The sequence below is a fragment of the Actinacidiphila acididurans genome (genome assembly GCF_016918855.1).
Lineage (GTDB): Bacteria > Actinomycetota > Actinomycetes > Streptomycetales > Streptomycetaceae > Actinacidiphila > Actinacidiphila acididurans.
Genome location: NZ_JADKYB010000011.1, coordinates 116,479 through 135,137 on the forward strand (window position 1 = coordinate 116,479; position 18,659 = coordinate 135,137).

General features: G+C 72.2%; 16 protein-coding genes. 10 read left to right on the forward strand and 6 right to left on the reverse strand.

Annotated elements, in window-relative coordinates:
- Window positions 1-16: 16 nt before the first annotated feature.
- From ITX44_RS21165 to ITX44_RS21180, 4 genes are read right to left on the reverse strand one after another with little or no spacing between them, the layout of a single operon-like run.
- Complete coding sequence (locus ITX44_RS21165) at window positions 17-1,372, reverse strand: GH1 family beta-glucosidase (protein ID WP_205358859.1); 1,356 nt, start codon at window positions 1,370-1,372, stop codon at window positions 17-19.
- A gap of 19 nt (window positions 1,373-1,391) precedes the next feature.
- Window positions 1,392-2,267: a carbohydrate ABC transporter permease gene (locus tag ITX44_RS21170; RefSeq protein ID WP_236061189.1), complete on the reverse strand. Its 876-nt coding sequence runs from the start codon at window positions 2,265-2,267 to the stop codon at window positions 1,392-1,394.
- Window positions 2,254-3,258: a carbohydrate ABC transporter permease gene (locus ITX44_RS21175; RefSeq protein ID WP_205358860.1), complete on the reverse strand. Its 1,005-nt coding sequence runs from the start codon at window positions 3,256-3,258 to the stop codon at window positions 2,254-2,256. The genes ITX44_RS21170 and ITX44_RS21175 overlap by 14 nt, the downstream gene beginning before the upstream one ends.
- Before the next feature lie 14 nt (window positions 3,259-3,272).
- Window positions 3,273-4,628, reverse strand: a complete 1,356-nt coding sequence (locus ITX44_RS21180) for an ABC transporter substrate-binding protein (RefSeq protein ID WP_205358861.1) — start codon at window positions 4,626-4,628, stop codon at window positions 3,273-3,275.
- 171 nt (window positions 4,629-4,799) lie between these two features.
- Here ITX44_RS21180 and ITX44_RS21185 point away from each other — a divergent pair, with 171 nt between their 5' ends.
- The 5 genes from ITX44_RS21185 to aroA all read left to right on the forward strand — a co-directional run bounded on the left by ITX44_RS21185 (window position 4,800) and on the right by aroA (window position 10,365).
- Window positions 4,800-6,095 (forward strand): ROK family transcriptional regulator, encoded by a 1,296-nt coding sequence (locus tag ITX44_RS21185; RefSeq protein WP_205358862.1) that lies wholly within the window; start codon window positions 4,800-4,802, stop codon window positions 6,093-6,095.
- A 75-nt stretch (window positions 6,096-6,170) separates the two neighbouring features.
- Window positions 6,171-6,989 carry an AIM24 family protein gene (locus ITX44_RS21190; protein ID WP_205358863.1) on the forward strand — a complete coding sequence of 273 codons (819 nt, stop codon included), beginning with the start codon at window positions 6,171-6,173 and terminating at the stop codon, window positions 6,987-6,989.
- Window positions 6,990-7,192: 203 nt separating this feature from the next.
- Complete coding sequence (locus ITX44_RS21195; RefSeq protein ID WP_205358864.1) at window positions 7,193-7,816, forward strand: bifunctional 4-hydroxy-2-oxoglutarate aldolase/2-dehydro-3-deoxy-phosphogluconate aldolase; 624 nt, start codon at window positions 7,193-7,195, stop codon at window positions 7,814-7,816.
- 68 nt (window positions 7,817-7,884) lie between these two features.
- Complete coding sequence (locus ITX44_RS21200; protein ID WP_205358865.1) at window positions 7,885-9,066, forward strand: cytochrome P450 family protein; 1,182 nt, start codon at window positions 7,885-7,887, stop codon at window positions 9,064-9,066.
- Between the two features lie 69 nt (window positions 9,067-9,135).
- Window positions 9,136-10,365 carry a 3-phosphoshikimate 1-carboxyvinyltransferase gene (gene aroA / locus ITX44_RS21205; protein WP_372440964.1) on the forward strand — a complete coding sequence of 410 codons (1,230 nt, stop codon included), beginning with the start codon at window positions 9,136-9,138 and terminating at the stop codon, window positions 10,363-10,365.
- A gap of 4 nt (window positions 10,366-10,369) precedes the next feature.
- Here the strand turns inward: aroA and ITX44_RS21210 are convergent, their stop codons facing one another.
- Window positions 10,370-11,152 carry an arylamine N-acetyltransferase family protein gene (locus ITX44_RS21210; protein WP_205358867.1) on the reverse strand — a complete coding sequence of 261 codons (783 nt, stop codon included), beginning with the start codon at window positions 11,150-11,152 and terminating at the stop codon, window positions 10,370-10,372.
- A gap of 335 nt (window positions 11,153-11,487) precedes the next feature.
- Window positions 11,488-13,545 (reverse strand): S9 family peptidase, encoded by a 2,058-nt coding sequence (locus tag ITX44_RS21215; protein ID WP_205358868.1) that lies wholly within the window; start codon window positions 13,543-13,545, stop codon window positions 11,488-11,490.
- Window positions 13,546-13,860: 315 nt separating this feature from the next.
- On the opposite strand from ITX44_RS21215, the gene ITX44_RS21220 reads away from it, so the two are divergent.
- Genes ITX44_RS21220 through ITX44_RS21240 form a run of 5 tightly spaced genes read left to right on the forward strand, consistent with a single transcriptional unit; the run spans window position 13,861 to window position 18,635 of the window.
- Window positions 13,861-14,847 (forward strand): sugar ABC transporter substrate-binding protein, encoded by a 987-nt coding sequence (locus ITX44_RS21220; protein WP_205358869.1) that lies wholly within the window; start codon window positions 13,861-13,863, stop codon window positions 14,845-14,847.
- Window positions 14,844-15,878, forward strand: coding sequence for an ABC transporter permease (locus ITX44_RS21225; protein ID WP_205358870.1), 1,035 nt, complete (start codon window positions 14,844-14,846; stop codon window positions 15,876-15,878). Before ITX44_RS21220 ends, ITX44_RS21225 begins: the two co-directional genes overlap by 4 nt.
- Entirely contained in the window at window positions 15,875-16,732 is an 858-nt protein-coding gene (locus ITX44_RS21230) for an ATP-binding cassette domain-containing protein (protein ID WP_205358871.1), read from the forward strand. The genes ITX44_RS21225 and ITX44_RS21230 overlap by 4 nt, the downstream gene beginning before the upstream one ends.
- Window positions 16,729-17,886: an ROK family glucokinase gene (locus ITX44_RS21235; RefSeq protein WP_205358872.1), complete on the forward strand. Its 1,158-nt coding sequence runs from the start codon at window positions 16,729-16,731 to the stop codon at window positions 17,884-17,886. The genes ITX44_RS21230 and ITX44_RS21235 overlap by 4 nt, the downstream gene beginning before the upstream one ends.
- Window positions 17,883-18,635, forward strand: a complete 753-nt coding sequence (locus ITX44_RS21240) for a hypothetical protein (RefSeq protein WP_236061190.1) — start codon at window positions 17,883-17,885, stop codon at window positions 18,633-18,635. Before ITX44_RS21235 ends, ITX44_RS21240 begins: the two co-directional genes overlap by 4 nt.
- Window positions 18,636-18,659: the final 24 nt, after the last annotated feature.

The window sequence follows — 18,659 nt, forward strand, 5'->3', positions numbered from 1 at the left end:
CACAGGCGCAGGCGGGTCAGGCCGCGCGGCGCGCCCGGCGGCGGTGAGCCGCGATGATGTCCGCGTACTTGCGGCCACTGCCCTTCACGGTGCGCTTCTGGGTCGTGTAGTCCACGTGCACCAGGCCGAACCGCTTGTCGTAGCCGTACGCCCACTCGAAGTTGTCCAGCAGCGACCAGGCGTAGTAACCGGCCAGCGGCACACCCTGCTTGACCGCGCGGGCGCAGGCGGCCAGGTGCTCCTCCAGGTACTGCACCCGCTCCGGGTCGTCCACCTGGCCGTCGGGGCCCACGGTGTCCGCGTACGCCGAGCCGTTCTCGGTGACGAAGATCTTCGGGACGTTGTACTCCTCGTGCAGCCGGACCAGCAGCTGCTCCAGGCCGTCCGCGCTGACCTCCCAGTCCATCGCGGTGCGGCGCACGCCCGGCACGTACACCATCTTGGCGTACGGCGCCGGGCCGGTCGGGTCGTCGGTGATGACCTGCCGGAAGTAGTAGTTCAGGCCCAGCCAGTCCAGCGGCGCGGAGATCAGCTCCAGGTCGCCGTCCCGGATCGGCATGTCGACGCCGTACAGCTCGACCATGTCCTGCGGGTAGCCGCGGCCGTGGATCGGGTCCAGCCACCAGCGGTTGGTGTGGCCGTCGGCCCGCCGGGCCGCGGCGACGTCGGCCTCGCGGTCGGTGGCCGGCTCGCACGGGCTGAGGTTGTTGACGATGCCGATCCGCAGGTCGGAGTGGGCCGCCCGCAGGGCCTGCACCGCCAGGCCGTGGCCGAGGTGCAGGTGGAAGGAGGCGCGGACCGCGGCCGTCAGGTCGGTCCAGCCCGGCGCCATGGTGCCTTCGAGGTGGCCGATCCACGCCGAGCACAGCGGCTCGTTGAGGGTCGCCCAGTCCTTGACCCGGTCGCCCAGGTGCTGGGCGACCACGGCCGCGTACTCGCCGAACCGCTCGGCGGTCTCCCGCTCGGGCCAGCCGCCGCGGTCCTGCTGTGCCTGGGGGAGGTCCCAGTGGTAGAGCGTGGCGTTGGGCGTGATGCCCGCCTCCAGCAGTGCGTCCACCAGCCGGTCGTAGAAGGCCAGTCCGGATGCGTTTACGGCACCCGCCCCCTGGGGCACGATCCGGGGCCAGGCAATGGAGAACCGGTACGTGTCCAGGTTGAGGGCCTTCATCAGGTCCAGGTCCTCGGGCCAGCGGTGGTAGTGGTCGCAGGCGACGTCGCCGGTGTCGCCGCCTACAACCTTGCCGGGAGTGTGGGAGAAGGTGTCCCAGATGGACGGGGCCCGGCCGTCCTCGTCCACCGCGCCCTCGATCTGGTAGGCGGCGGTAGCCGCACCCCAGGCGAAATCGGCGGGAAGAGCGCTCAGGTCGTTCACAAGTTACCTTTCGGTGGGGTTACTTGACGGCGCCGGCGGTCAGCCCGGCGACGAGGTAACGCTGGAGAAGCAGGAATCCGGCGACCACCGGCACGCTCACCACGAGCGATGCGGCCATGACCTGGTTCCAGTACACGTCGTTCTGGGTGGCGTACTCCCGCAGGCCGACAGCGAGTGTTCGGGTGCTGGAGTTCGTCATGACGGAGGCGAAGAGCACTTCGCCCCACGCGGTCATGAACGCGTACACGCACACGGCCACGATGCCGGGCACGGCGGCCGGTACCACGACCCGGAACAGCGCCCCGAACGGGCCGCAGCCGTCGACCTTCGCGGCCTCGTCGAGGTCGCGCGGGATCGAGTCGAAGTAACCGACCAGCATCCAGATGGAGAAGGGCAGCGAGAAGGTCAGGTAGGTGATGATCAGGCCCAGCCGGCTGCCCTGGAGGTGGATCCCGGTGTTGTTGCCGATGTTGACGAAGATCAGGTACAGCGGCAGCAGGAAGAGGATGCCGGGGAACATCTGGGTGGACAGCACCGTCACGGTGAAGATCCGCCGGCCCGGGAACCGGTAGCGGCTGACGCCGTACGCGGCGAAGATCGCCACGGCCACCGAGAACACCGTCGCGCTGACCGACACGATCAGCGAGTTGAGGAAGTAGTGGGCGAGCGGGACGGTCTTCCAGATGTCGATGTACGGGTGGTAGCTGAAGCTGCTCGGTATCCACTTGAAGGAGCCCTGCACGTCCTGGAGGCTCTTCAGGGACGAGCTGAGCATCACGTACACCGGTGTGAGCACGAAGAGCAGCAGCAGCGTCAGCACGATCCGCCGGGTCCAGATGAAGGACTTCGGCGACGCCATCGGCGAGGCCTGCTCGGGGGTCCTAAGCATCGGCATCGCTGCGCCTCCTCGATGTCAGCAGCAGGTACACCGCCGTCACCACCAGCAGGAACAGCAGCAGGAGCACGGACATGGCCGAGCCCGAGCCGAAGTTCCAGGTGACGAAGGAGGACTGGTAGATGTGGATGGAGATCAGGTCGGCCTGCTTCGGCGCGGACTGCCCGAACATCACGTACGGGGTGTTGAAGTCGTTGAACGTCCACAGGAACAGCACCAGCACCAGGACCTGGTTCACCGGCCGCAGCGAGGGCATGGTGATCCGCCTGATCTGCTGCCAGATGCCGGCGCCGTCCATCGCCGCGGCCTCGTAGAGCTCACGCGGGATGTTCTGCAGGCCGGCCATCAGGGCCAGGAACGCGAACGGCCAGGACTTCCACACCGACACGGTCAGCAGCGCCCAGAAGCTGTTGTCGCCGATCAGCCAGAACGGCTTGTTCGACGTCAGGTGCAACTGGTCGTGCAGCACGTGGTTCACCAGGCCGGTGTCCTGCTGGAACATGAACGTCCAGGTGATGACGGCCGCGTAGACCGGCAGCGCGTACGGCACCAGGAAGATCGCGCGGAGCAGGGCACGGCCGCGGAAGGAGTCCTGCATCAGGATCGCCGCGGCGGTGCCGATCAGCCAGGAAAGTCCCACCGACAGCACGGTGAAGGCGCAGGTCACCCAGAACGAGTGCAGCAGGGCCTGGCCGACGGGCTGATTGAACTTGATCGCCGTGTGGTAGTTGTCGAAGTTGGCCCAGGGCGCCTGGTTCCAGTGGCTGATGTAGAAGAGGGTCAGCTTCTTGAAGCTGATCACGATGCCGAAGACCATCGGCACGATGTGGATCAGCAGTTCGAGCGCGAGGGCGGGCAGCAGCAGGAGGTACGGCAGCCCGATCTGGCGCAGTTTCGTGGGCACACGCAGCCGGAGCCGGCCCCCGCCGGCGGACTTGCCGCCGGAGGGGCCGGCCTCGGGGGCGCTGCGGGGAGGCGCAGTGGCAGTCATTCAGACGATCCTCATCAGGAGGCGGGCATCTGCTGCTGCGCCTTGTCGAGCTCGGCCTTGACGGTGTCCGTCGACACGTCCTTGCCGGCCGCCGCGTCGGCGAACAGGTTCTTGACCGCGGTGCCGACGAGCGTCTCGAACTGGCTCTCGTTGGGCACCTGGGGCAGCGGGGCCGCCGAGGTGGACAGCACCTGACCGAGCACCTTCAGGTCCGGCGTCTGGAAGGCCGGGTCGCTCTGCGCCTCCGTGACCGGCGGCAGCGAGCCGTAGGTGCCGTTGAGGATCTTCTGCTCGGGCGTGCTGGTCAGGAACTTCACCAGCTGGACGGCCGCGTCCTGGTGCTTGGTGTTCTTGAACACCGCCAGGTTGATGCCGGCCACCATGGAGGTCACCGCGGCGTCTCCGGTCGGGTTGGCGGTCTGGGTCGGCACCGGCACCACGCCGTACTGGTCGGGCGTCATGCCGTGCGCCTTGATGGAGGTCGCGGCGGACTGCCACATCATCATCGCGGCCTTGCCGGTGGCGAAGTCGGTGATGGTCTGGTTCTGCGCGTACTCCGCGTCACCCTTGGCGGCGATCCCGTTGGCGCCGACGAAGTCCACGTACTGCTTGACCGCGGCGACGTTGGCCGGGGTGGTGAAGGTGGCCTTGCCGGAGGAGTCGAACCAGTCCGAACCCCGCTGCTTGGCCAGCACGAAGGCGTGGTGGATGTTCTCCGAGCCGTTGCCGCCCTCGACCGCCAGGCCGTAGTGGCCGTTCTTGGTCAGCTTCTTGCCGTCGGCGACCAGCTCGTCCCAGGTCTTGGGCGGGTTCGCGATCCCGGCGTCCGCGAACATCTTCTTGTTGTAGTAGAGCCCGTACGCCATCGAGTACAGCGGCACCGCGGCGGGGTCCTGCCCGGCCGCACCGGCAGCGGCGATCGAGGCGGGGGCCCAGCGGCTCTTGCCGCCGATCTTGGTGAACGCGGCGTCGTCCCACGGCATGAGTGCACCGGTCGCCTGGAGGGAGGCGGACCAGGTGTTGCCGATGTTCAGCACATCGGGGCCCTCACCGGAGGTGGTGGCCGCCAGGATGCGGTTCAGCAGGTCGGCCCAGCCGATGACCTCCAGCTTGACCTTGATGCCGGTCTGCTGGGTGAACTTGTTCAGCTCCGGGGTCAGCACCTGCTTGTCGTTGTCCAGGCTGGTGCCCTGGTTGGAGGCCCAGTAGGTGATGGTGGTGCCCGCGAGGCTGCCGCTGCTGGAGCTGCTCTTGCCGCCGCTGCTCTTGCCGCTGTCGCTGCTGCTGCTGCAGCCCGCGACGGTCAGACCGAGCGCGGCCACGAGGGCGGTGGCCGCGAGGAGTCTGCTCGATGTGCTGGAGTTGCGCATGCCGGTTCCCTCTCAGGGGGTGGGATCGCTGTGGGGTGGTCGCTCGGGTCGCTTCAGGAGTTGAACAGCGCCTGTGCTTAATTCAGGCCGTGATTTAACTTGTGAGAAAAGGTGGCGTCAAGACCTTGTGCAGCGCTAGATTCACGCGGGACGGGCTGGGAGGGAGCAGCGATGGCTGAGCGGGGCAAGCGGACCGTGCGTGACCTGCGGCGCGGCAACCGGGCATCGCTTCTGCGTCATTTGTATTTCGAAGGCCCCCTCAGCCGCCAGGAGCTCGGCCGGGACACCGGGCTGAGCGCCGGCTCGATCAGCAACGTGGTCGGCGAGCTCATCGCCGACGGCATGGTGGAGGAGGCCGGTGCCGTCGAGTCCGACGGCGGACGGCCGCGCACCCTGCTGCAAGTCGCGCCCGGCTACGGCTACGTGGTCGGCGTGGACGTCGGCGAGACCCGGGTCCGGGTCGAGCTGTTCGACCTCGCGCTGACCGAACTCGCGTCGGACGACCTGCCGTTGTCCGACAGCGGCCACGACGTGGATCACGTGGTGCGGCTCGCCCTCGAGGGCATCGAGTCGGTGGTGCGCGAGGCCGGCATCGACGACCGCGAGGTGCTGGGCGTCGGCGTCGGCGTGCCCGGCATCGTCGAGCAGGGCGACTGCGTGCCCGGCGAGGGCGACGGCGTGGTCGTGCACGGCCAGACCATCGGCTGGGACGCGGTCCCGTTCGGGCGGCTGCTGCGGGCCGGCACCGCGCTGCCGCTCTACATCGACAACGGTGCCAAGACGCTCGGCCAGGCCGAGATGTGGTTCGGCGGCGGGCGCGGCGCCCGGAATGTCGTCATCGCCCTGATCGGTTCGGGCGTCGGCGCCGCGGTGGTCGCCGACGGCAGCCCCTTCCACGGCGCCACCAGCAGCGCCGGCGAGTGGGGCCACACCACCCTGCGGGTCGGCGGGCGCACCTGCCGGTGCGGGTCGCGCGGCTGCCTGGAGGCGTACGTGGGCGCCGAGGCGCTGCTGGCCCGCTGGCCGGCCGCGCCGCACGGGCAGAGCGAGGAGGCGGGCCTGGCCGCGCTCCTGGCCGCCGCCGACCAGGACCCGGCCGCCACCTCCCTGCTCGCCGAGGCCGCCGAATACCTCGGCGCCGGCATCGCCGACCTGATCAACCTGTTCAACCCGCAGCGGATCGTGATCGGCGGCTGGGCCGGACTGCTGCTCGGCCCCCGCCTGCTGCCCACCGTCCGCGAGGTCGCCGCCGCCTACGCGCTGCGCCACCCCTGCGCCCAGACCTCCATCGAACTGGGCCGGCTCGGCCCCGACGCGGTCACCGTGGGCGCCGCGACCCTCCCGCTGGCCCGCTTCCTGGAGACCGGCGGCGAGCGGGTGGTACGGCTCCCCGCGCCGTCCCCGGACGGCGACGGACGCGACAATCCGGACACCGTTCGGAACCGTGTGGCACGGGCGGTACGTTGACACAGGCGGCGCGTCCCGCACACCGGGACCGCGCGCCGTTCACGGCCTGGCACAACCTCACCTAGGAGTCCTGCGGTGACCCTGCAGCAGCAGATCGTCGGCAACGCCATGCAGATGGCCGTCTGCACCCTCCAGCCCGGCCAGACGGTGTACTGCGAGGCGGGCAAGTTCCTCTTCAAGACCTCCAACGTGACCATGGAGACCCGGCTCGGCGGCGCCCCGCGGGCCGGCGGCGCCGCCGGCCCCGGCCAGCAGGGCAGCGGCATGGGCGGCTTCCTGCGCCAGGCCATGGGCACCGCGATGCAGGTCGGCCAGCGCGCCCTGGCCGGCGAGTCGCTGGCCTTCCAGTACTTCACCGCCTCCGGCGGCGAGGGCACCGTCGGCTTCGCCGGCGTGCTCCCCGGCGAGATGCGCGCCCTGGAGCTGTCCGGCTCGCGCGCCTGGTTCGCCGAGAAGGACGCCTTCGTCGCGGCCGAGGACACCGTGCAGTTCGGCATCGCCTTCGCCGGCGGCCGGCAGGGCATGAGCGGCGGCGAGGGCTTCATCCTGGAGAAGTTCACCGGCCACGGCACCGTGATCATCGCCGGCGCCGGCAACTTCATCGACCTCAACCCCGCCGAGTTCGGCGGCCGCATCGAGGTCGACACCGGCTGCATCGTCGCCTTCGAGGAGGGCATCCAGTACGGCGTGCAGCGCATCGGCGGCCTCAACCGGCAGGGCATCATGAACGCCGTCTTCGGCGGCGAGGGCCTGTCGCTGGCCACCCTGGAGGGCAACGGCCGGGTGATCCTCCAGTCCATGACCATCGAGGGCCTGTCCAACGCGCTCAAGAAGCACCAGGGCGGCGACAAACAGGGCCCGACCGGTGGCCTGTTCTCCTCGAACATGGGGTAAGCAGCATCCAGCGGCCGGGGGCTCTCCCGGCGGCCCCGGGTCTCATGCTCCTCTCATGTCACGGTGCGGCTACAGCTGTGGCGTCCTGGACCGTTACCGGCAGACGCTGCCGGTAGCGTGCTCATCCCGTGCATCGCCGCCCGCACGACTTTTCGGCGGAGCACGACCCGTGCACAGGACCGACCGGAAGGTGGCGCACCGCCGTGTACCGCTGGGAGATCACCCGGGCCGCACTGGCCCAGCGGGTTTTCGCCACCATCCGCAGCCACAGCTACGACCAGGCCGCCGCCACCGCCGACACCCTGCTGTCGGCCGGGCTGACCACCCTGGAGATATCGCTGACCACGCCGTTCGCGCTGGAGGCGGTCACCACCCTGGTACGCGAGGTCGGCGACGACGCGGTGATCGGCGCCGGCACCGTACTGGACGGGGTCTCCGCGCGCCTCGCGATAGAGGCCGGCGCGCGGTTCCTGCTCTCGCCCAACCTGGACGAACAGGTGCTGCGCACCGGCCACCGCTACGGCGTGCCGGTCTTCCCCGGCGTCGCCACCCCCACCGAGGCCGTACGGGCCATGGAACTCGGCGCCGACGCCCTGACCCTCTACCCGGCCACCGCCTACGCCCCCGGCTGGGTCGCCGACGTGAAGGCGATCATCCCGCAGGCCGCCGTCCTGCCCATCGGCGGCATCACGCTGTCCGCCGCCCCCGACTGGGTGGCCGCCGGCGCGGTCGCGGTCGGCATGGGCTCCGCGCTCACCGACGGCGACCGTGAGACGGTGACCAAGCGGCTGACCGAACTCCTGGGCCGGCTGGCGGACATCGCCTGAGCCGCACCCCGGCCGGCACCCTCCGGCCCGGTCCGGGCCGCAGCACGACCGAGGAGGACACCGTGCCCATGAGCCCGCCCGTGGACCTCACCGCCCACGCCGAGGACTTCACCGCCGACCCGTACCCCTTCTACGCGGCGCTGCGCGAGCAGGGGCCGGTGCACTGGGTGCGCACGCCGTACACCGGCGACGTCTGGCTGGTCGTGGGGTACGCCGAGGCCCGCGCCGCGCTGGCCGACCCGCGGCTGCGCAAGGACTGGCAGTCCGTGCTCGCCGGCTCGCAGGACTACCCGCTCTCCGCGAACATGCTGGACAGCGACCCGCCCGTGCACACCCGGCTGCGCAAGCTGGTCGCCCGGGAGTTCACCGCCCGCCGGGTGGAGGCCATGCGGCCGCGCGTCGAGCGGGTCACCGCGGACCTGCTGGCCGCGCTGCCCGAGCACGGCACCGCCGACCTGATCGAGGAGTTCGCCTTCCCGCTGCCGATGACCGTCATCTGCGACCTGCTGGGCGTCCCGGACCTGGACCGGGCCCGCTTCCGCCGCTGGTCCCAGGCCGTCGTCGGCGGCGCGGCCGGCGCCGAAGAGGAGGGCGACGCGGCCTCCGCGATGCACGCCTACCTGTCCGACCTCATCGAGGACAAGCGGTGCGCCGGCCCCGCCGACGACCTGCTCAGCGCCCTCATCCGCACCCGCCACGAGGACGGCGACCGGCTCTCGGCGGGCGAACTCATCGGCATGGCCTTCCTGCTGCTGGTCGCCGGCCACGAGACCACCGTCAACCTCATCGGCAACGGCCTGCTCGCCCTCTTCCGCCACCCCGAACAACTCGCCGCGCTGCGCGCCGACCTGTCCCTGCTGGACGGCGCGGTGGAGGAGATGCTGCGCTACGACGGCCCGGTCGAGACCGCCACCTGGCGCTTCACGCCCGCTCCGGTGGAGATCGGCGGCACCGTGATTCCGCCCCACCAGGTCGTCGGCGTCGTCCTGGCCGCGGCCGACCGCGACCCCGGCCGCTATCCGCAAGCCGACACCTTCGACATCCGCCGCCCGCCCGGCGGCCACCTCGCCTTCGGCCACGGCATCCACTACTGCCTCGGCGCCCCGCTGGCCCGCCTGGAGGCCAAAGTGGCCTTCGCCGCCCTGCTCACCCGCTTCCCGGACCTGTCCCTCGCGGTGCCCCCGCGGGACCTGCGCTGGCGCCCCGGGCCGCTGATGCGCGGCGTCCACACGCTGCCCGTGAGCTTCTGAGATCGCCGCTTGCGCGATCCCCGTAGACTCCGCCGGAGAACCGAACCAGCACCGGCGGAGGAACCAGTGATCGTGGCCGTACCCGGCTCCAAGTCCGTGACCGCCCGGGCGCTGTTCCTCGCGGCGGCAGCCGACGGCGCGACCGTACTGCGCCGGCCGCTGGTCTCCGACGACACCGAGGGCTTCGCCGAGGCACTGACCGCGCTCGGCTACGGGGTCGAGCGCGAGCCGGAGGCGTGGACCGTGCACGGCCGCCCGCAGGGCCCGGCGCACCCGCAGGCCGACGTCTACTGCCGCGACGCGGCCACCACCGCGCGCTTCCTGCCCGCGCTGGCCGCCGCCGGCACCGGCACGTACCGCTTCGACGCCTCCGCCCAGATGCGCCGCCGCCCGGTCGGCCCGCTCGGCGACGCCCTGCGCGCGCTCGGCGTGGACCTGACGTACGAGGACGCCGACGGCCACCTGCCGCTGACCGTCCGGGCAGGCGGCATCAAGGGCGGCACCGTCGACCTGGACGCCAGCCTGTCCTCGCAGTTCCTCACCGCGCTGCTGCTGGCCGGCCCGCTGATGGCCGAGGGCCTGCGGATCCGCGTTACCGGCATCGTCTCCGTGCCCTACGTGGAGATCACCCTGGCGATGATGCGCCGCTTCGGGGTGGAGGTGATCCGCGAGGCGGACGGCTTCACGGTGCCGCCCGGCGGCTACACCGCCACCGACTACCCCATCGAGCCGGACGCCTCCACCGCCAGCTACTTCTTCGCCGCCGCCGCGCTGACCGGCCGCACCGCCACCGTCCCGGGCCTGGGCGCGGACGCCCTCCAGGGCGACCTCGCCTTCGTGGACGTGCTGCGCCGGATGGGAGCCGAGGTGCAGGTCGGCGCGGACGCCACCACGGTCACCGGCACCGGCCGGCTGTCCGGCCTCACCGTGAACATGCGCGACATCTCGGACACCATGCCGACGCTGGCCGCGATCGCGCCCTTCGCCGACGGCCCGGTCCGCATCGAGGACGTCTACAACACCCGGGTGAAGGAGTGCGACCGGCTGGAGGCGTGCGCGCAGAACCTGCGCCGCCAGGGCATCGACGTGGCCACCGGCCGCGACTGGATCGAGATCCGCCCGGGCACCCCGGTCCCCGCCGAGATCGCCTGCCACGGCGACCACCGCATCGCCATGAGCTTCTCCGTGGCCGCCCTGCGCACCCCCGGCACCACCCTGGACGACCCGGGCTGCGTGAAGAAGACCTTCCCCGGCTTCCACGGCTTCTTCGCCTCGGTGCGCGAGCAGTGGGGCGTGTAGCGGGTCAGCCGTCGAGCGGCGCCACGACCGGTTCGCGCTCCAGGGCGATCCCGAAGTAGTCGCGGTAGGCCGGCAGCACCTCGTCCGGGGCGAGGGTGCGTTCCTCGCGTCCCTGGCTGTCGGTGATCACCAGGGTGCGGCCGCCGAGCGTCACGCGGCCGTCCTCGGTCAGCCGGGAGCACACCAGGGAGCGGCGGAAGTGGGAGGCCGGCGAGGTCCGCTGCCACCAGCAGGTCGCCTCGAAGTCGGCCGGCTCGCGGGGGCGCTGCTCCAGCAGGTACTGCGGCGCGCCGTCCCTGAGCACCCGCAGGTCGCCCGCGTCGGTCTCCTCGATCCGGAACACCCCGGCCGGGTCGTGCTGGTCGCCCCGCTCGTCGTACCGCAGCGGATGCCGGCTGTGCCGGCCGAACCCCACGTCGGCCAGCCACGGGCCGCCGCCGTCCGCGCCGGTCACCCGCAGCGCCATGTGGTCGTACGGCGGCCCGAGCCGCCCGCCGTCCCCGAACACCCGCGCCGCCAGCAGCGACACCCCGTACCCCAGGGCCCCCAGCAGCCCGCCGAAGGCCCCGTTGAGCTCGTAGCAGAAGCCGCCCCGCCCGCCGGTGATCTTCGCGGCGAGCGCCGATTCCTCCAGCACGATGTCCTGCCCGAGATGGATCGACAGGTTCTCGAACGGCACGACGATCTGGTGCCGCTCGTGCAGTGCGCGCAGCGCCCCCTCGTCCGCGACGGCGGGCCGCTCGGCCCCGAGGTGCTTCAGATAGGCGTCGACCAGGGCGGAATCCATACGTCCTTTATCCCCGATCAGGGCTCAGCGTGTCATCGGCCGCGGGTCCTGCGTCTGCGGTCCTGGGTCCTCGATGGAGTCGCCGCTGGGACGGTACGGCAGCGCGCGTCTTGGGTCGTTCTACGGGTTCCGGGTCGCGTTACGGCGCCGCGGCGCGGGAGGGGTGCGGGTGCCGGGTCCTTCTACGGTGCCGTGGTGCTCAGGTGGCGGCGCAGGAAGTGGAGTTGGTGGGTCAGGACGTGTTCGGCGGCCGGGGTGCCCAGGGCCTGGCGGCCGGCGGTGAGCTGGGCGGCGGAGAGCCGCAGGGTGCGTGCGGGGTGGACCCGGGCGTCGGATTACGGTGCCGCGGTGCCCAGGTGGCGGCGCAGGAAGTGGAGTTGGTGGGTCAGGACGTGTTCGGCGGCCGGGGTGCCGAGGGCTTGGTGGCCGGCGCCCGGGAGGAGCAGGACTTCGTGGGGGCGGCCGGCGGCGAGGAGGGCGGCGGACAGGCGCAGGGTGTGGGCGGGATGGACCCGGTCGTCGGACAGGCCGTGGACCAGCAGCAGCGGGCGGGTCAGGGCCGGGGCGGCCCGGAGCAGGGAGGCGGCCTCGTAGCGCTCCGGGTACTCGTCGGGATCGCCGAGGAAGCGCTCGCGCCAGCGGGCGTGGTAGAGGCGCTGGTCGGTGACGCCCGCGCCGGCCACCGCCGCGTGGAAGACGTCGGGGCGGCGCAGCACCGCCCAGGCCGCCAGCGATCCGCCGAACGACCAGCCGCGGATACCGACCCGGCCCGGGTCCAGCTCGGGGCGCAGCCGGGCGGCCTCGCGCACGGCGGTCACCTGGTCCTCCAGGGCCGGCCCCAACAGGTCGCCGTGCACGGCCCGTTCCCACTCGGGCCCACGCCCCGGGGTGCCCCGCCCGTCGGCCACCAGGACCGCGAAGCCGTGCTCGGCGAACCATTGCGAGACCAGTGATCGCCAGTCGGGCCCGGCGGTGACCCGCTGTCGCCCGGGGCCGCCGTAGGGGTCGGCGAGCACCGGCAGCGGGCCGTCGCCGGGGCCGTACCAGGACGGCAGGTGCAGCGCCGTGCGCAGCTCACGCGGCCCGAGCACCAGATCCGTGGCCCGCACCCGCAGCAGCGGCTCCTCGGCCGACGACCGTACCGGCACGGGCCGCCCGCCCGGGCGCCGCACCACGGTCCGCCCGCCCGGCCGGTCCGCACCCGTGGCGGTGTGCACCAGGGTCGTGCCGCGGCGCACCCCCGTGTGCACCCCGGGCTCCACGCTCAGCCGCCGCGAGCCGCGGCCGGGGGCGTACGTCCACAGGTGCGTCTCGCGCGGCTCCCGCCTGTCGGTGGCCGTGAACAGTACGTCCTCGCCCTCGACACCGAGCACTTCGCGCAGGTGCAGCCCCGGCGGGGTGACGGCGGTTCCGGCCACGGTCAGGTACCGGGTGCCGGCCCGGTCGACGTGCCAGACCAGCGCCCCCGCCGCGGTGCGCGCCGGCAGCCCCGGCACCAGGTGAACCCACCGCTCGTCGCGCAGCTCGGCCGCCACCGCCGTGCCGCCGTCCGGCCCGATGGTGAGCAGGCGTACCACGCGCTGGTCGCGGGACTGCACGAGCGCGTAGGGGCCGTGCGCGTCCCAGCCGGCGTCCGGGAGGTACGGGAACGCGTCCCGGTCCCAGCGGGCCTCGACCCGGATGCCGTCGAGGCCGAGACGCCACAGCGTCACGGCGGGCAGCGCGCCGCCGACCGCCGCGTACCGCACCGTGCGCGGGGGAGTGCCGGGCCCGGCCGGCTCGGCGAGGTGCCACAGGGCGACCGCCGCCGCGTCCGTACGGGCGGCCAGCAGCCCGCTGCCGTCCGGCGCCCACCAGTGCCCGCGCGGGGCGTCCGGGGCGATGCCCCAGCACACCGCGTCGCCGTCCGGCACCGCGAGCGCCCGGCCGTTTCCCGCGGACCCCTCGGTGTCCAGCACCCGCAGCTGACCCCGGCAGGTGTACGCGATCCGCCGCCCGGCCGGGTCGGGCCGCGGGTCCGCCGCGCCCTCGGCCGCGGTGAGCCGCCGGGGCCACCCGCCGGCCGCGTCCGGAGCCGCATCCACATCCGTATCCACGTCCACCGCCCACACCGCGCCGCCCAGCGCGAATACGGCCAGTCGGCCGTCCCGGTCGGTGGCGTAGCCCGTGATCCCCCGGCCCGCCGCCTCGCCCAACCGCCGGGGATCGGCCAGTACCCGCTCCCGCCCCGACGCCAGGTCCAGTCGCCACAGGCACCCCACCGGGTCGTCCCCGCCCCGTTCGCGCACGAAGAGCACGGCCCGGCCGTCCCCGGTGACGGTGAACCCGCCCGGCACCCCCAGTGCGAACCGCCGGGTCCGGACGAGCTGTTGGGGGAAGTCCGCCGCCGTCATGGTCCGTCACGGTGCCACGGTCTCCGTCACCGAACAAGCGTTCGCTGCACTCGAGGTCGATCACGCGCCGTCGACACACACGCCCCCTTGACGGATGCCGTGGGCCGCCGAGAGGGTGCGCTACACCTCGTTGCACACCCTTCCCGGGAGCAACGCCAGCACATCGACAGCACACCAGCACACCAGCACATCGGCACATCAGCGCCGGCAGTCAGGCACGGCGGACGGCACGGAGAGGCGGGGCCAGTGGCGAAACCAGGGGCGGGCGGATCCGGATTCAGGAAGCGGCGGACGGGGCCGGGCAGGCCGGCCCGGTTGCTCGGCGCGGTGCTGGCCGTGGCGCTCGGCGCCACGGCCCTCGCGGGGTGCAGCAGCACCGGCGGCAAGCGGGCCGAGGACCGGGCGAAGCGGCTGGCCGCGAACGGCTCTGCCGTGAACACCCCGCACTGGACCTTCGCCATGGTCACCCACTCCGGCGCCGGCGACACCTTCTGGGACATCGTGCAGAGCGGCGCGAAGCAGGCCGCGGCCAAGGACAACATCAAGTTCGTGTACTCCAACAGCGACCAGGCCGACCAGCAGGCCCAGCTCGTGCAGGCCGCGATCGACAGCCATGTGGACGGCCTGATCGTCACCCTCGCCAAGCCCGACGCGATGAAGGACGTGGTCGGCCGGGCGGAGAAGGCCGGCATCCCGGTGATCACCATCAACTCCGGGTCCGAGCAGTCCAAGAGCTTCGGGGCGCTCGCCCACATCGGCCAGGACGAGACGGTCGCGGGCAAGGCGGTCGGCGACGAACTCACCCGGCGCGGCCGCAAGCACGCCCTGTGCGTGCTGCACGAGCAGGGCAACGTCGGCCACGAACAGCGCTGCGCGGGCGCGAAGTCCGCCTTCTCCGGCCGGATGGACGACCTCTACGTCAACGGCACGAACATGCCCGACGTGCAGTCCGCCCTCGAGGCCAAGCTCCAGGCCGACCCGTCCATCGACGCCGTGGTCACCCTGGGCGCGCCCTTCGCCGCCACCGCCGCCAAGGCCAAGCAACAGGCCGGCTCGCACGCCGAGATCGACACCTTCGACCTCAACGCCCAGGTCGCCGCGTCCCTCAAGGACGGCACCATCGGCTTCGCCGTCGACCAGCAGCCGTACCTCCAGGGCTACGAGGCGGTCGACCTGCTGTGGCTGTACCGCTACAACGGCGACATGCTCGGCGGCGGGCAGCCGGTCCTCACCGGCCCGCAGATCGTCACCAAGGACGACGCCGCGGCCCTGCTCTCGTACACCCAGCGGGGCACCCGGTGACCGCCCTGACCGCGGACGTCGAACCGACGGCCGCGCAGTCCCTGGCCCGCCGGCTGCTGCGGCGGCCCGAACTCGGCGCGGTGGCCGGCGCCGCGGCCGTCTTCGTGTTCTTCTCGGTGGTCGCCGACCCCTTCCTGCGGGCGGCGAGCCTCGGCACGGTGCTCTACGCCTCCTCCACCATCGGGATCATGGCGGTGCCGGTGGCGCTGCTGATGATCGGCGGCGAGTTCGACCTGTCGGCCGGCGTCATGGTGACGAGTTCCGCGCTGGTGTCCTCGATGTTCAGCTACCAGATGACGGCGAACACCTGGGTGGGCGTCGGCGTCTCGCTGCTGGTCACCCTGGCGCTCGGCGCGTTCAACGGCATCCTCCTGGTGCGCACGAAGCTGCCCAGCTTCATCATCACGCTGGGCACCTTCCTGATGCTCAGTGGCCTGAACCTGGGCCTGACCAAGCTGATCAGCGGCACGGTGTCGACCAAGCACATCGGCGACATGCAGGGCTTTCCCACCTGCCGGGACCTGTTCGCCTCGCACTGGACCATCGGCTCGGTCGACCTCCAGGTCACCATCCTGTGGTGGCTCGGCCTGGTGGTGGTCGCCACCTGGGTGCTGCTGCGCACCCGGGCCGGCAACTGGATCTTCGCCGCCGGCGGCAACCCGGAGGCGGCCCGCGCGGTCGGCGTCCCGGTGGCGCGCACCAAGGTGGGGCTCTACACGGCCGTCGCCTTCTGCGCCTGGATCTCCGGGCAGCACCTGCTGTTCTCCTTCGACGTGGTGCAGTCCGGCGAGGGCGTCGGCAACGAGTTCCTGTACATCATCGCGGCCGTCATCGGCGGCTGCCTGATGACCGGCGGCTACGGCAGCGCGGTCGGCTCGGCGGTCGGCGCGTTCATCTTCGGCGTCACCAGCAAGGGCATCGTCTACGCGCAGTGGAACCCGGACTGGTTCACGTTCTTCCTCGGCGCCATGCTGCTGCTCGCGACCCTCCTCAACACGTTCGTACGCCGCCGCGCGGAGGCCGGCCGATGACTGCTCAAGATCAGAACACGCCCGAGGAACCACAAGGACCCCTCGTCGCGCTCAGCGGCGTGTCCAAGGCGTACGGGAACGTCCTGGCGCTGCGGGACGTATCCCTGGACGTGCATGCCGGAGAGGTCACCTGTGTCCTCGGCGACAACGGCGCGGGGAAATCCACCCTGATCAAGATCATCGCCGGGGTGCATCCGCACGACTCCGGCACCTACACCGTCGCGGGCACCCCGGTGCGGCACGCCTCGCCGCGCGAGGCCCTGGACCACGGCATCGCCACCGTCCACCAGGACCTCGCGGTGGTGCCGCTGATGCCGGTGTGGCGGAACTTCTTCCTCGGCTCCGAGCCGGTCAAGGGCCGCGGGCCGCTGCGCCGCCTGGACGTGGCCACCATGCGCGCCACCACCCGCACCGCGCTGCTGCGGTTCGGCATCGACCTGCGCGACGTGGACCAGCCGATCGGCACCCTGTCCGGCGGCGAGCGGCAGTGCGTGGCCATCGCGCGGGCCGTCCACTTCGGCGCCCAAGTGCTGGTGCTGGACGAACCCACCGCGGCGCTGGGCGTACGGCAGTCCGGAATGGTGCTGCGGTACGTGGCCGCCGCGCGCGACGCGGGGCTCGGCGTGGTGCTGATCACGCACAATCCGCACCACGCCTACCTGGTCGGAGACCGATTCGTCCTCCTCAAGCGCGGCGCCATGGCGGGCAGCCACCTGAAGAAGGACATTACGCTGGACGCGCTGACCCGGCAGATGTCCGGGGGCAGCGAGCTGGACGAACTGACCCATGAGCTGAGCCGCACGCCGGCCGCCACCGGACCCGTGGCCGCCACCGACCCGGAGACCACCGCTTGAGTGCCAATCGTGAACGTGTCTACCGCACCAGTGCCGCCAGGGCGACGGTGTGGCGGAACCTCAACGCCGCCCGCGGCACGGACCGCCGTGAGCGCCGTTCGCACCTGTCCGCCCCCCGCGTCCCCACCGTCGGCATCGACATCGGCGGCACCAAGGTGATGGCCGGCGTGGTGGACGCCGACGGCAACATCCTGGAGAAGCTGCGCACCGAGACCCCGGACAAGTCCAAGAGCCCCAAGGTGGTCGAGGACACCATCGTGGAGCTGGTGCTGGACCTGTCCGAGCGGCACGACGTGCACGCGGTGGGCATCGGCGCCGCCGGCTGGGTGGACGCCGACCGCTCCCGGGTGCTGTTCGCCCCGCACCTGGCCTGGCGGGACGAGCCGCTGCGCGACCGGCTCGCCGAGCGGCTGCTGGTCCCGGTCATGGTCGACAACGACGCGAACACCGCCGCCTGGGCGGAGTGGCGGTTCGGCGCGGCCCGCGGCGAGCCCGACCTGGTGATGATCACCCTCGGCACCGGCATCGGCGGCGCCATACTGGAGGACGGCCGGGTCAAGCGCGGCCGCTTCGGGGTGGCGGGTGAGTTCGGCCACATGCAGGTGGTGCCCGGCGGCCACCGCTGCCCGTGCGGCAACCGCGGCTGCTGGGAGCAGTACAGCTCGGGCAACGCCCTGGTGCGCGAGGCCCGCGAACTGGCCGCCGCCGACTCCCCGGTGGCGTACGGGATCATCGACCGGGTCGGCGGCAGCATCCGCGACATCACCGGGCCGCTGATCACCGAACTGGCCCGGCAGGGCGACGCGATGTGCGTGGAGCTGTTCCAGGACATCGGCCAGTGGCTGGGCGTCGGCATCGCCAACCTGGCCGCCGCCCTGGACCCGTCCTGCTTCGTCATCGGCGGCGGTGTCAGCGCGGCCGACGACCTGCTGATCGCCCCGGCCCGGGACGCCTTCCGGCGCACCCTGACCGGCCGCGGCTACCGGCCCGAGGCCCGGATAGTGCGCGCCGAACTCGGCCCGGAGGCCGGCATGGTCGGCGCCGCGGACCTGGCCCGGCTGGTGGCCCGCAGGTTCCGCCGCGCCAACCGGCGCCGCGTGGAGCGCTACGAGCGCTACGGCTGGGCCTACGGACGCCAGGCGGCCGACTCGTGACGACGACCCCGCACCGCGCCGACGACCTCGGCACCGAGACCCTCACCCCCGACGTCGCCCCTGATGTCACCGCCGACGACCTCGGTACCGGCGGTCCCACCGACGACGACAGGGGAGGCGACGACTCCTCCGGCGGCGAACCACCCGCCGCCGCGCCCCCGGCCGGGCCGGGCGACCCCACCGCGCCGGACGCGACCACCGACACCGACCCGCCGCCGCGCACCCCGCCGCGCTGGGTGCGCTGGATCGTGGTGCCGCTGCTGATCCTGGTCCCGCTCGGCTACGTGCTCATCTCCGCCGACCAGAGCCGGGACGGCGGCGCCGAGCAGGAGGCGCTGGCCGCCGCCAAGCACATGCTCCCGGAGGTGCCCAGCCAGTTGCTGCGCCGCATCTACCAGGTGCCGATCCCCGACGGCACGGTCGGCGACGCGTACATGGAGACCAACAGCTGGGACCGCAGCTCCTTCTACTGCCAGTTCACCACCAGCGCCGGCGGCCTGGACACCTTCCTCGCCCAGATCGGCACCAGCCGCTCCGCGCTGACCGACGGCGAGGTCGCGATCTCGGCCGCCCAGGCCCGCGCCGCCGGCTGGAGCTTCCCGGCCGGCCGGGCCTTCGCCGGGGAACACCTGCACCAGGTCGGCGACAAACCCGACCACGACATCACCGTGGACCTGAACAACCCCGAGGCCCCGGTCGTGTATGTGGTGTCCACTGTCAACTTCCAGCACGGCTTCGAGGGCGGCTGACGCCACGGCCGGTTCACTCGATAG

Bases quoted from the DNA above. Each gene is read 5' to 3' on its own strand.
- ITX44_RS21215 (WP_205358868.1), bottom strand. From the start codon at position 13,545: ATGACGGCGGCGGACTTCCCCCAACAGCTCGTCCGGACCCGGCGGTTC.
- ITX44_RS21210 (WP_205358867.1), bottom strand. From the start codon at position 11,152: ATGGATTCCGCCCTGGTCGACGCCTATCTGAAGCACCTCGGGGCCGAG.
- ITX44_RS21175 (WP_205358860.1), bottom strand. From the start codon at position 3,258: ATGACTGCCACTGCGCCTCCCCGCAGCGCCCCCGAGGCCGGCCCCTCC.
- ITX44_RS21180 (WP_205358861.1), bottom strand. From the start codon at position 4,628: ATGCGCAACTCCAGCACATCGAGCAGACTCCTCGCGGCCACCGCCCTC.
- ITX44_RS21230 (WP_205358871.1), top strand. From the start codon at position 15,875: ATGACTGCTCAAGATCAGAACACGCCCGAGGAACCACAAGGACCCCTC.
- ITX44_RS21170 (WP_236061189.1), bottom strand. From the start codon at position 2,267: ATGCCGATGCTTAGGACCCCCGAGCAGGCCTCGCCGATGGCGTCGCCG.
- ITX44_RS21200 (WP_205358865.1), top strand. From the start codon at position 7,885: ATGAGCCCGCCCGTGGACCTCACCGCCCACGCCGAGGACTTCACCGCC.
- ITX44_RS21185 (WP_205358862.1), top strand. From the start codon at position 4,800: ATGGCTGAGCGGGGCAAGCGGACCGTGCGTGACCTGCGGCGCGGCAAC.